This is a genomic window from Micromonospora pallida, assembly GCF_900090325.1.
GTDB lineage: Bacteria > Actinomycetota > Actinomycetes > Mycobacteriales > Micromonosporaceae > Micromonospora > Micromonospora pallida.
In genome coordinates, this window is sequence record NZ_FMHW01000002.1 from 434,227 (window position 1) to 446,171 (window position 11,945).

The 11,945-nt window shown below is 73.7% G+C and carries 12 protein-coding genes; 8 read left to right on the forward strand and 4 right to left on the reverse strand.

Annotation, left to right across the window (positions count from 1 at the left end; genetic code table 11):
- Positions 1-20: 20 nt before the first annotated feature.
- On the reverse strand, positions 21-617 hold the full coding sequence (locus GA0074692_RS02160) for a hypothetical protein (protein ID WP_091638811.1): 597 nt from the start codon (positions 615-617) through the stop codon (positions 21-23).
- A gap of 751 nt (positions 618-1,368) precedes the next feature.
- On the opposite strand from GA0074692_RS02160, the gene hisI reads away from it, so the two are divergent.
- The 3 genes from hisI (at position 1,369) to GA0074692_RS02175 (ending at position 4,097) form a co-directional block, all read left to right on the forward strand.
- A complete protein-coding gene (gene hisI, locus GA0074692_RS02165) occupies positions 1,369-1,830 on the forward strand; it encodes a phosphoribosyl-AMP cyclohydrolase (protein WP_425413322.1) in 462 nt (153 codons plus the stop codon).
- Entirely contained in the window at positions 1,827-3,374 is a 1,548-nt protein-coding gene (locus tag GA0074692_RS02170; protein WP_091638813.1) for an anthranilate synthase component I, read from the forward strand. Before hisI ends, GA0074692_RS02170 begins: the two co-directional genes overlap by 4 nt.
- A gap of 114 nt (positions 3,375-3,488) precedes the next feature.
- Entirely contained in the window at positions 3,489-4,097 is a 609-nt protein-coding gene (locus GA0074692_RS02175; RefSeq protein ID WP_091638814.1) for a Trp biosynthesis-associated membrane protein, read from the forward strand.
- On the opposite strand, the gene GA0074692_RS02180 is transcribed toward GA0074692_RS02175, so the two are convergent.
- Complete coding sequence (locus tag GA0074692_RS02180; RefSeq protein WP_091638815.1) at positions 4,090-4,344, reverse strand: hypothetical protein; 255 nt, start codon at positions 4,342-4,344, stop codon at positions 4,090-4,092. The genes GA0074692_RS02175 and GA0074692_RS02180 overlap by 8 nt on opposite strands.
- A 532-nt stretch (positions 4,345-4,876) precedes the next feature.
- Here GA0074692_RS02180 and trpC point away from each other — a divergent pair.
- The 3 genes from trpC to trpA all read left to right on the forward strand — a co-directional run bounded on the left by trpC (position 4,877) and on the right by trpA (position 7,822).
- Entirely contained in the window at positions 4,877-5,680 is an 804-nt protein-coding gene (trpC, locus tag GA0074692_RS02185) for an indole-3-glycerol phosphate synthase TrpC (RefSeq protein ID WP_176738659.1), read from the forward strand.
- Positions 5,681-5,716: 36 nt separating this feature from the next.
- Complete coding sequence (gene trpB, locus GA0074692_RS02190; RefSeq protein ID WP_091638817.1) at positions 5,717-6,952, forward strand: tryptophan synthase subunit beta; 1,236 nt, start codon at positions 5,717-5,719, stop codon at positions 6,950-6,952.
- A 72-nt stretch (positions 6,953-7,024) separates the two neighbouring features.
- Positions 7,025-7,822 carry a tryptophan synthase subunit alpha gene (trpA, locus tag GA0074692_RS02195; protein WP_091638818.1) on the forward strand — a complete coding sequence of 266 codons (798 nt, stop codon included), beginning with the start codon at positions 7,025-7,027 and terminating at the stop codon, positions 7,820-7,822.
- An 80-nt stretch (positions 7,823-7,902) separates the two neighbouring features.
- On the opposite strand, the gene GA0074692_RS02200 is transcribed toward trpA, so the two are convergent.
- A complete protein-coding gene (locus GA0074692_RS02200) occupies positions 7,903-8,451 on the reverse strand; it encodes an NUDIX hydrolase (protein ID WP_091638819.1) in 549 nt (182 codons plus the stop codon).
- 100 nt (positions 8,452-8,551) lie between these two features.
- On the opposite strand from GA0074692_RS02200, the gene lgt reads away from it, so the two are divergent.
- Both lgt and GA0074692_RS02210 read left to right on the forward strand, forming a co-directional pair.
- Positions 8,552-9,757, forward strand: a complete 1,206-nt coding sequence (lgt, locus tag GA0074692_RS02205; protein ID WP_091638820.1) for a prolipoprotein diacylglyceryl transferase — start codon at positions 8,552-8,554, stop codon at positions 9,755-9,757.
- A gap of 13 nt (positions 9,758-9,770) precedes the next feature.
- Positions 9,771-10,967 (forward strand): FAD-dependent oxidoreductase, encoded by a 1,197-nt coding sequence (locus GA0074692_RS02210; RefSeq protein WP_091638821.1) that lies wholly within the window; start codon positions 9,771-9,773, stop codon positions 10,965-10,967.
- Positions 10,968-10,979: 12 nt separating this feature from the next.
- Here GA0074692_RS02210 and GA0074692_RS02215 read toward each other — a convergent pair whose 3' ends face one another.
- Entirely contained in the window at positions 10,980-11,825 is an 846-nt protein-coding gene (locus GA0074692_RS02215) for a GNAT family N-acetyltransferase (RefSeq protein ID WP_091638822.1), read from the reverse strand.
- Positions 11,826-11,945 lie beyond the last annotated feature (120 nt).

Consider the following 11,945-nt stretch of genomic DNA (forward strand, 5'->3'; position numbering starts at 1 on the left):
TGTGTCAGGCGTTCTGTGTGTCAGCTGTTCCAGTGCTGGGCGACGAGGTCAGCGGCCTGGGTTTCCCACTGGGCGTAGTGGTCGGGGTAGGCGGACACCTGCACGGTCTGGGCGGCCTGGGTGAGCGGCATGTCCTGCCAGCCGTCCACGCCCTTCAACCCGTTCAGGAACGCGGTGGTCGAGTATTCGGGGTCGGTGATCTGCTCGACCGTGCCCCAGCCACTCGAGGGACGCTGCTGGAACAGGCCCTGCGAGTCGTGGTCGTTGCGGTCACCGAGGTGGCCCAGGTTCTCCAGCTTCGACTCCTGCAGGCTCGTGGCGATGGCGACCACGGCGGCCCGCTCGTTCATGCCGGTCTTCTTCGTGGCCTTGATGATCGCCTTCGCGTTGTCGGTCTGCTCACTGTTGAGCGGGATCCGCGACTGGGCGCCCTGCACACCATGCGGGATCAGCTTGCTGGTGTCCGGCTTGTCGGCCTGCACCACAGCGGCGGCCGGGGTGGCGGCGTGGGCGGCAGTGGTGTCGAGGACGGTACCGACCGGACCGCCGATGACACCACCGGCGAACGCCAGACCAGCGACACCGAGAACAGTCTTACGCAGCAGCTTCGTAGCCATGAGAGGGGTACTCCATTCGGGGGTCGGCACACCCCAGGGGGTGGGGGTGTGCGAGCACCGTCCGGCGCCCAAGAAAAAGGGGGGGAAAGCTTCGAGAGGTCACGGCGGGGAGCGGGGCTCACCACGCCGGGTCCAGATGTAACGACCGCCAGCCCACCGGCATTCCATCCGACCACCCCGAGGGGCGGGGGCGGGGGTGCCGGGGCTTGCTACCTCGGTCGTCCAGAGGGTGTAACGACCCCCGCCCGGCCGGCATTCCAGCCGACGGCCGGGGACCTGCCGGCCGGGACTCGACCCACCCTCCCCGAACCGGACACCAGACTGGACACCGGACACCGGCCACCGGACGGGTCAGCCCGGTACGGTGGGCCTGATCGACTCCATATCGCCGAAATAGCGGCATCCACCGTTTCGGACAGCCCCACATCGCCGAAAAGGCGGTCTCGGGGCGTCCGTGCGCCGAAACGGAGTCGATCATGACGGCCGGGAGCCGCCCCTGGAGGGAACCGGACACCAGCCCTCCGGGGCGGACAGGAAGTGCGAGATCGGGCATTGCCCACCGATGGGACGTGCGGCACGATGACGAGGTGGATCAAGCCCCGGAGCCCGGAGCCCGGCTCCCGGCCGACCGGATCTCCGGCCGCTCGTGGACCGTTTCCGATCAGGGGTCGGAGGCATGGGGACGTTGGGATGGTCACCGGACCGGGACACGGCTGGGGCCACCACGTCGCGTGCGGGACAATGGGTGACTGTGCCCGTACCTGAACCGCCGCTGACCGGCGTATCCGCCAGCCCGCACCACCCGGCCCCCGCCGGGCCGGTCCGCCCGTCCCGACTCGACCCGGCCGTCGCGGCCCGGTTGCGCCGGGGTGCCGACGGCCTCGTCGCCGCCGTGGTCCGCCAGCACGACACCGGCGAGGTGCTGATGGTCGCCTGGATGGACGACGAGGCGTTGCACCGCACCCTGACCACCGGCCGGGCCACCTACTGGTCGCGCAGCCGGCAGGAGTACTGGGTCAAGGGGGCCACCTCCGGCCACCACCAGTACGTCCGCTCGGTGGCCCTGGACTGTGACGGCGACGCGCTGCTGGTCAGCGTCGACCAGGTCGGCCCGGCCTGCCACACCGGCACGCGGAGCTGCTTCGCCGACGAGCTGCCGGTCGCGACGCCGGACGACCTGCCGGTCGCCGACGCCGGGGTGGGTGCGCCATGACCGACGGTACGGTGAGCCCCGACCTGGCGAGCTTCACCGAGCAGGCGGCCCGCTGGCGGGTCGTCCCGGTCACCCGGCGGCTGCTGGCCGACGGCGAGACCCCGGTCGGGGTCTACCGCAAGCTCGCCGGTGGCCCGGGCACCTTCCTGCTCGAGTCCGCCGAGCAGGGAGTCGGGGCGGCCACCTGGTCCCGGTACAGCTTCATCGGCGTACGCAGCAGCGCCACCCTGGTCGAGCGGGACGGCCAGGCCGCCTGGCTCGGCCAGCCGCCGGCCGGCCTGCCCACCGGGGGCGACCCCGCCCAGGTGCTGCGCGACACGGTGGCCGCGCTGGCCGGGCCGGCGTTCGACCCGACCAGCGGCATGCCGCCGCTGACCGGCGGCATGGTCGGCTATCTCGGGTACGACCTGATCCGTCGCCTGGAGCGGCTGCCCACGCTCAGCGAGGACGACCTCGGCGTGCCCGAGGTGGGCATGATGCTCGCCACCGACCTGGTCGTCCTGGACCACTACGAGGGCTCGGCGATCCTCATCGCCAACGCGGTCCTGCCCCCGTCGGACGAGCCGGACCGGGCGGCCGAGGTGACCGCCGCCTACCACCACGCGATCGGTCGGCTCGACGCGATGACCTCGGCGCTCTCCCGGCCGAACGCGCCGATGATCTCCACGGTCGACCGGCCGTCGGCCGGCGAGGTGGCCTGCCGGACGCCCGAGGGGAGCTACCCGAAGGCGGTGGAGACGGCCAAGGAGGCGATCCGGGCCGGGGAGTGCTTCCAGATCGTGCTGGCGCAGCGCTTCGAGCGGCGTACCCACGCCGACCCGCTGGACGTCTACCGGGTGCTGCGCACCACCAACCCCAGCCCGTACATGTACCTGCTCCGCTTCGACGGCTTCGACATCGTCGGTTCCTCACCCGAGGCGCACCTGAAGGTCACCGGCACCGACGACGGCCAGCGCCGGGCGCTGCTGCACCCGATCGCCGGTACCCGGCCCCGGGGCGTCGACCCGGAGCACGACGCCCGACTCGCCACCGAGCTGCTGGCCGACCCGAAGGAACGGGCCGAGCACGTCATGCTGGTCGACCTCGGCCGCAACGACCTGGGCCGGGTCTGCCGGCCGGGCACCGTGGAGGTGCCCGAGTTTGCCACGATCGAGCGGTACAGCCACGTCATGCACATCGTCTCGACCGTGGTCGGCACGCTCCGCGAGGACGCCACCGCGTTCGACGCCCTCGCCGCGACCTTCCCCGCCGGGACCCTCTCCGGTGCGCCGAAGGTCCGGGCGATGGAGATCATCGAAGAGTTGGAGCCGGTTCGCCGGGGCCTCTACGGCGGCACGGTCGGCTACTTCGGCTTCGGCGGTGACCTGGACATGGCGATCGCGATCCGGACCGCGCTGATCCGGGACGGCTGGGCGTACGTGCAGGCCGGCGCGGGGGTGGTGGCCGATTCTGATCCCGCCGCCGAGGACCGGGAGACCCGGGCGAAGGCCGCCGCGGTGCTCGCGGCCATCGCCGCCGCCGAAACCCTCCGGCCCGCCCGGTGAGCGCGAGGAGTGCAGCGGAGCGGAGCCCCGCAGTCGCGAACGAAAGGCCCGCTCGGTGAGCGCGAGGAGTGCAGCGGAGCGGAGCCCCGCAGTCGCGAACGAAAGGCCCGCTCGGTGAGCGTCGGGGCCGGCCGACCGGCCGGTGGGGGTGGCGTGTCGTCGGCCGGGCGGCGCGAACTGACGTACGCGGTGCTGCTCTGCCTGGCCGGGGCGGGCCTGGCGGTCTGGGCGGCGACCCGGACCTGGGCGGTCGAGTTGACCCCGCGGCCGGCGCCGTTGCCGGCGCTGCGGGAGGCGCGGTCCGGTGCCGCCCTGCTGCCCTGGCTGCCCGCGCTGGCGGTGGTCGCGCTGGCCGGAGCGGGGGCCGTGCTCGCCACCCGGGGCGCGCTGCGCCGGCTGGTCGGGATGCTGATCCTACTGCTCGGCGTGGCTGTCGCGGCCGGCGGCGGGTACGCCCTGGGCGCCGGGTTCGAGGGTGAGGTGAGTCGGCAGTGGCCGGCGCTCTGCCTGCTCGGTGGGGTGCTGGCGACGGCCGGTGGCGCGTGGACGGTGCTGCGGGGAGCGGCCTGGCCGGCGATGGGCGCCCGCTACGAGCGTCCGGCCCGGGGTGCTGCCGGTACCCCCGACGAGGCGGGATCCGCCGGTGCGGCGGCGCGGACGCAGGGGCGGACCGCCGACGCGTGGGACGCGCTGGACCGGGGTGAGGACCCGACGGTCAGCTGACCGGCTGCCGCTCGGCGGACCGGGCGGCCCGGGTGGCGGCGAGTTCCTCGACCAGGCGGTGCAGTTCGGCGCGCCGGTCGGCGCGGGCCCGGTCGGCGCAGACCGCCTCCCAGGCGTTGCCCCGGGCGGTACGCATCCGCTCCTCGCCGACGACCGCCCGCTCGAGGGTGTGCACCACGCCGACGGCGAGCGAGGCGACCGTCCGGGAGATCGTGGTGAGTCCGAGGGTCGACTGGCCAGTACTCATGGTCACTCCGTAACGGATCCGTTCGGTCGGTGGCGGCGGCCCGGTTTCGAGTCTGCCCGACGCTGATGCTGCCGGTTTCACGTTTCGTCGGGATGACCGCCGCATCAACACTGCCTGGGAAGAACGCCATGGTCAGGGCCGTTCGTCCTTGACCTTCGTCACACCCGGCGCGGGGAAGAGGTCGTCGACGAACGTGCGGCCCCGGGAGGCGGGCCCTGGGCACGTCCCTCTCGCGGCGACAACGACCGGCAGCGGTGTCATGATGATGAGAATGATCGATGACTCGGCGACGACGGGCGGTGGGGACGATCGCGCTGGTCGACCCGGCCGGTTGCGCTGCGTGTTTTTGCGCTCACCGGAGGTCGGTCATTATGCCCCAGCCCATCTCGTGAGGCGCGCCATACCCCCCCACCTGGGGTCGAGCGCCGCCACCTAGCATCGGCCCATGACACCCGGAGAGGGGAGTCCGTTGGTGACTGCTGAGCATGCGCACGCCGAGGGGGACGAGGCCGGTCCGGCGAAGCCCGCCAGCGTGCTGGACGAGATTCTGGCCGGCGTACGCGAGGACGTCGCCCGACGGCAGGAGCAGATTCCGCTGGAGCGGATCCGCGAACTCGCCGCTGCCGCCCCGCCACCGCTGGACGCGTACGCGGCCCTGCGGCGGCCCGGCGTGGCGGTGATCGCGGAGGTGAAACGTTCCTCGCCGTCGCGGGGACAGCTCGCCGAGATCGCCAATCCCGCCGACCTGGCCGCCGAGTACGCCGCCGGTGGCGCCCGGGCGATCAGCGTGCTGACCGAGGGGCGGTGGTTCGGCGGCTCGCTGGACGACCTGGCCGCCGTCCGGGCCGCGGTGAAGATCCCGGTGTTGCGGAAGGACTTCGTGGTCTCCAGCTACCAGGTCCACGAGGCGCGGGCACACGGCGCCGACCTGGTGCTGCTGATCGTCGCCGCACTGGAGCAGAACGCCCTGGTCGGGCTTCTGGAGCGGATCGAGTCGCTCGGGATGACCGCACTGGTCGAGGTGCACGACGAGGAGGAGGCCGACCGGGCCTTGGAGGCCGGTGCCCAGGTGATCGGGGTCAACGCCCGTGACCTGCGTACTCTTGAGGTCGACCGGTCGGTGTTCGAACGGATCGCGCCGGGCCTGCCCAGCAGCGTGGTCAAGATCGCCGAGTCCGGCGTACGCGGACCGCACGACCTCATCCGGTACGCCTCGGCCGGGGCGGACGCCGTCCTGGTCGGCGAGGGACTGGTCACCCAGAAGAGCCCCCGCGAGGCGGTCTCGGAGCTGGTCAACGCCGGCAACCATCCGGCCACCCCGCGCCCGGCGCGCTGAGGCGTACCGGGTCCGTCAGCACCGAGAGGACCACCGATGAGCGCCAACGCGCTGGCCGGCGCGGCCGGCCTGCTTCCCGACCCGGCCGGCCGCTTCGGCCGGTACGGCGGCCGGTTCGTGCCCGAGGCGCTGGTCGCCGCGTTGGACGAGCTGGACGCGGCCTACCGGCACGCGATGGCGGACGAGTCGTTCCGCGCCGAGTTCGACGCGTTGCTGCGCGACTACGCCGGCACCCCGTCCCGGCTCTACGCGGCGCACCGGTTCTCCGCGAAGACCGGCGCGCGGGTGCTGCTCAAGCGGGAGGACCTCAACCACACCGGGGCGCACAAGGTCCGTAACGTGCTCGGGCAGGCCCTGCTCACGAAGCGGATGGGCAAGACCCGGGTGATCGCCGAGACCGGGGCCGGGCAGCACGGCGTGGCCACCGCCACCGCCGCCGCCCTGTTCGACCTGGAGTGCGTTGTCTACATGGGTGAGGTGGACACCGAGCGGCAGGCGTTGAACGTGGCCCGGATGCGGATGCTCGGCGCCACCGTCGTCCCGGTCACCAACGGCTCGCGGACCCTCAAGGACGCGATGAACGAGGCGATGCGCGACTGGGTCGCCCACGTCGACGACACGCACTACCTGATCGGCACCGCCGCCGGGCCGCACCCGTTCCCGGCGATGGTCCGGGACTTCGTCAAGGGCATCGGCGAGGAGGCCCGGCAGCAGTGCCTGGACCTCACCGGCGCGCTGCCCGACGCGGTCGCCGCCTGCGTCGGTGGCGGCTCCAACGCCCTGGGTATCTTCCACGCCTTCGTCGGTGACCCGGACGTGCGGCTGTACGGCTTCGAGGCCGGCGGCGCGGGCGTCGAGACCGGCCGGCACGCCGCCAGCATCACCGGCGGGTCGTCCGGGGTGCTGCACGGCAGCCGCACCTACGTCCTCCAGGACGCCGACGGGCAGACCATCGAGTCGCACTCGATCTCCGCCGGACTGGACTACCCGGGCGTCGGGCCGGAGCACGCCTGGCTGAACGACATCGGCCGGGCGACGTACGAGCCGGTCACCGACGCCGAGGCGATGGCCGCGTTCGAGCTGCTCTGCCGTACCGAGGGGATCATCCCGGCGATCGAGAGCTCGCACGCCCTGGCCGGCGCGATGAAGATCGCCCCGAGACTCGCCGCCGAACTGGGCCGGGAGCCGGTCATCGTGGTCAACCTCTCCGGTCGGGGCGACAAGGACGTCCACACCGCCGGTGAGTACTTCGGCATCCTCGACAAGGAGTGACATGAGCGGGCGGATCACCGGGCCCGGTGTGGCGTGCGCCCAGGGCGACGCCGGCTGTACGGAGGTGGCGGCATGAGCCGGATCGGGGTCGCCTTCGACAAGGCGCGTGCCGAGGGACGGGCCCTGCTGATCGGTTGCATGCCGGCCGGCTTCCCGACGGTCGAGGGCAGCATCGCCGCGATGACCGCCATGGTCGAGGCGGGCGTGGACGTCATCGAGGTGGAGATTCCGTACTCCGACCCGGTGATGGACGGGCCGGTGATCCAGAAGGCCAGCGACATCGCCCTCGCCGGTGGGGTCCGTACGGCGGACACGCTGCGGATCATCGAGGCGGTCGCGGCCACCGGCGCGCCGGTGGTGACGATGACCTACTGGAACCCGATCGAGCAGTACGGCGTCGACGCCTTCGCCCGGGACCTCGCGGCCGCCGGTGGCACCGGCCTGATCACCCCGGACCTGATCCCGGATGAGGCCGACGAGTGGCTGGCCGCGTCGGACGCGCACGACCTGGACCGTACGTTCCTGGTCGCGCCCTCCTCCACCGACGCCCGGCTGGCGATGACCGTCCAGCACTGCCGGGGTTTCGTCTACGCCACCGCCGTGATGGGCGTGACCGGGGCCCGGACGCAGACCTCCGAGGCCGCGCCGACCCTGGTCGCCCGGGTGCGGGCGGTCACCGACCTGCCGGTCGGGGTCGGGCTCGGCGTGGGCACCGGCGCGCAGGCCGGCACCGTGGGCGGGTACGCCGACGGCGTGATCGTGGGCAGCGCGCTGATCCGCTGCCTGCTCGACGCCCCGGACGAGGCCACCGGCCTGACCGCCCTGCGTACCCTCTCCGCCGAACTGGCCCAGGGCGTCCGCCCCCACTGACCCGCTTTCAGGTCCAGCCCCGACGCAGCCCGCCCGGCCCCGCCCCACCCGGCCTGATGCCGTCGATCAGGAGATTGACGTCAGCGTCCGACCTCCCGGTGACGCGAACCTCCTGATCGACGCGGGACCGGCGCGGCCGGCGGAGCCACCAGGGCCGCTGGGTCCGGCGTGGCCGCTGGGTCCGGCGGGGTGGGGGAGAGCGCGCGGAGGAGGCCGGAGTGGCCGGCGGTGGCGTCGGCCACGGCGCAGCGGGTGACCGGGGTGAGCGGATCCGGCAACCCGTCCGGATCGTGCCAGGACACCCGGCAGCCCGCTCCCGGCACGCCCGGCGGGGCGTCGCCCGAAACCCGGGCCCGCAGCACGTGCACCAGGACGTCGGGCTGCGGCCCGGCCGGCGGGGTGTCCGTTGCCGTGGGCAGGTGGTAGATCCCGACGAGGTCCACGACCTCGACGGTCAGGCCGGTCTCGGCGTGGACGTCGCGGACCACCGCCTGCTGCGGGCTCTCGTCCGGCCGGAACCGGCCGCCCGGCAGCGCCCACCGGGCCGCCGGCCTGCTCTGCCGGCAGAGAAGCACCCGGCCGGCGTCGTCGGTGACGACTGCGGCGACCGCCCAGGTGAGCGACTTCATGACAAAGAGCGTACGGGCCCCCAAATCAGAAGTCACCCAATGACGACAGCACGGGACCGGGATGTCCCCGACACGGGACACAGCGGTAGCCTGTGCACCCGTGAACCTCGCCTCGCTGACACCCCAGGCGGCCCTGCCCAGCCCCAGCACCGCCGTCTGGCAGCTCGGACCGGTACCGATCCGGGCGTACGCGCTGTGCATCATCGCCGGGATCGTGGTGGCCTGCCTGGTCACCGAGTACCGGCTGCGCCGTCGGGGGGTCGCCCCGGGCGCGGTGCTGGACATCGCGGTCTGGGCCGTGCCGGCCGGCATCATCGGTGCCCGGATCTACCACGTGATCACCTCCCCGGAGCAGTACTTCGGCACCGGTGGCAACCCGATCGAAGCCCTCTACATCTGGCAGGGCGGTCTCGGCATCTGGGGCGCGGTCGCCGGTGGCGCGGTCGGCGCCTGGATCGCCGCCCGCCAGCTCGGCATCCCGTTCGCCGTGGTGGCCGACGCCCTCGCCCCGGGGCTGCCGCTGGCCCAGGCGGTGGGCCGGCTCGGCAACTGGTTCAACAACGAGCTCCACGGCGGCCGGACCACCCTGCCCTGGGGGCTGGAGATCCACCGGATGGACCCGAACAACCCCGGTCAGGCGCTCCGCGACGAGGTCGGCCAGCCGATCCTCGAACCGGGTCTCTACCACCCCACCTTCGCCTACGAGGCGCTCTGGAACATCGGGGTCGCCCTGCTGGTCTTCGCCGTCGACCGGCGGTTCCGGCTGGGCCGGGGGCGTGCGTTCGCGCTCTACGTGATGGGGTACACCGCCGGCCGGTTCTGGATCGAGCTGATGCGCACCGACGAGGCCAACGAGATCCTCGGCGTCCGGCTCAACGTCTGGACCGCGGGGCTGGTCTTCCTCGGCGCGTTGGTCTACTTCCTGCGCGCCCGGGGGCCCCGCGAGTACCTGGTGCCGATCCCGGCCGACGCGCCGGCTCCGGTGCCCGGTGGCGGCGACGTCTCCCAGCGTGACCTCTCCCGCACGGAGACCAGCGCCGACCTGGCCGCCCCGCGCGGCTACCGGGTGGTCGACGAGGCGGAGTTCGAGGCGTACCAGAAGACCGGGACCGCGCCCACCGGCCAGCCCGGAGCGCCCGCCGCCGGCCAGCCGGACGCGCCCGGAGCGCCCACCGACCAGCCCGCCGCGTCCGACGTGTCCGCCGGGCAGCCGGACGGTCCGGAACCGGAGGCGGACGCCGGCAGCGCCGCCGACGGCGTCCCGGGCAACGAGTCCGGTACGCGTTCCACCGACCGCGACAGCTGAGGCGGCCATGGCAGTGCGTACCGCGGTGGTGGTGGGGGCCGGAATCGGCGGCCTGGCGGTCGCCGGCGCGCTGGACCGCTCCGGCTGGCAGGTCACCATCCTGGAGAAAGCCGACCGGGTACGCCCCGAGCCGACCGCCACCGTGCTCTGGCCCAACGGTGTCCGGGCGCTGCGTGCGCTCGGTCTCGGTGCCGGGCTGGACGCCGTCGCCACCCCGCTGCGGGACGGGGGGATCCGCCGGCCGGACGGGCACTGGCTGGTGCAGCCCCGACCCGCCCCGCCGGAGCGGACGCCGGTCGTGGTGCACCAGGAGGACCTGCACGACGCTCTCGTCGCCGGCCTCGGCGACCGGGTGGACCTGCGGACCGGGGTGACCGTACGCACGGTGCGGGCCGGCGGGAAGGAACGTCCCTCGGTGGGGGACGGCCAGCACCAGCACGAGGCCGACCTGATCGTCGCGGCGGACGGCGTGGAGAGCGTGATCCGCCGCCAGCTCGCCCCCGAGGCCGGGGTGGTCGCCTCGGGCAGCGCCACCTGGCGGGCGGTGATTCCCTGGTACCGCGCGCCCCGGGTGCCCGCCGACCAGCCACTGGGCGCGCAGATCCTCGGGGCCGGTTACCGGTTCGTCTCCGCGTCGCTGGGGGACCGGGACACCAGCGGGGGGGCCGCCCGGGGCGGCATCTACTGGGTGGCCACCGCGGCCGGCGCGCCCCGACCGGAGCCGGCGGAGACCCAGCTCACCCTGCTTCGGCGCTGGTTCGCCGGCTGGCCCGCGCCGGTCGACGCGCTGCTCGCCGCCACCGAGCCGGCTGACCTGGTGCAGCAGGAGGTTCGCGAGCTGCGGCCGTTGCCCCGCCACTACGCCTTCCGGTCGGGACCCGGCGGCGTGGTGCTGCTCGGTGACGCCGCCCACGCCATGCCCCCGCACCTCGGTCAGGGCGCCTGCCTGGCCTTCGAGGACGCGGCGACCCTCCAGTCCCTGCTCCGCGAGACCCGGTTGCCGGACGCGGTCGCCGGGTACGACCGCACCCGCCGTCCGCGCGTGGCCAACGTGGTCCGGCAGACCCGCCGTATGTCGGCGGTGTTGCAGACCCGGGGGCGCCTCGCGCTGCGGGCCCGGGACGCCGCGCTCGGCCCGATCACCACCCGACTGCTGGGCAGCGCCGCCTCGTCGGCCGCCCAGTGGCGGCCGCCCTCCTCCTCGTCCTGAACCCGGCCGCCGTCAGGGCAGGACGGCGGCGGGCTCGGCGATGCAGGCGGTGCCGACCCGGCGGAAGCCGACCCGGACGTAGACCCGGGCGATCTCCTCGCTGCCAGCCGAGAGGAACACCAGGTCGGTGCCGGCGTCGCGCAGCGCCCGGGCGAGGGTGGCGGTCACCGCCGCGCCGAGGCCCCGACGGCGGGCCACCGGCAGGGTGGCCACCCCGGCGATCTCGGCGACGTCGCCGACCCGCATCGCCATTCCGCAGGCCAGCGGCCCGTCGTCCGGGGTGCCGGCGAGGGCCGAGATCCGTCGGCCGTCCGCGGTCCGGCTGGCCTCCTCCTCGACGGCGGCGAGATCCAGTTCGGCCATCGCGGCGTCGCGCTCGGTGGGGCCGGCGTCGCCCCCGGCGGTTCCGGGTGCGCTGAAGCCGACCGCGGCCACCGCCCGGCGGGCGGCCACCTGCGCGGCGAAGTCCGGTGCCGCCGGGTCCAGCACCCGGACCGGCAGGTCGGCCAGCGAGGCTGGGTCGGGTAGGGCGGCCGGGTCGAGTACCATTAACGGGGCCTCCAGCACGCCCAGTCCGGCCGAGCGGGCCACCGCGAGCAGGTCGGGGGTGGTCTCGTGGACCCACTCGAAGGCTTCCGGCAGTCCCAGTTCACGCTGTCGCGCGCGGACGGCGTCGACGTCGGCGACCGACGGCGGCCGGGAGGTGCCCAACCGGGGGCGTGCGTAAAACGGCCATCCGGCACCTTCCCGGACAAACAGCACCAGTGATCCGAACTCCTCCGGGCGGGCTCCGTCCCGGGGCACGGCGTCGTAGAAGTGCTCCAACCGGTCGAACAGCTCAGCGGGTACGTGATCCACCGCGCGAGACTACACGTCCCAGATGCTGGAAGTGTGATCAATCCTTACTGCACTTGCGCCTCGAGCCCTAACGTAGACTCAATAGACCCCTGAGGGCCGACGTCGTCCCGACTTGATGAA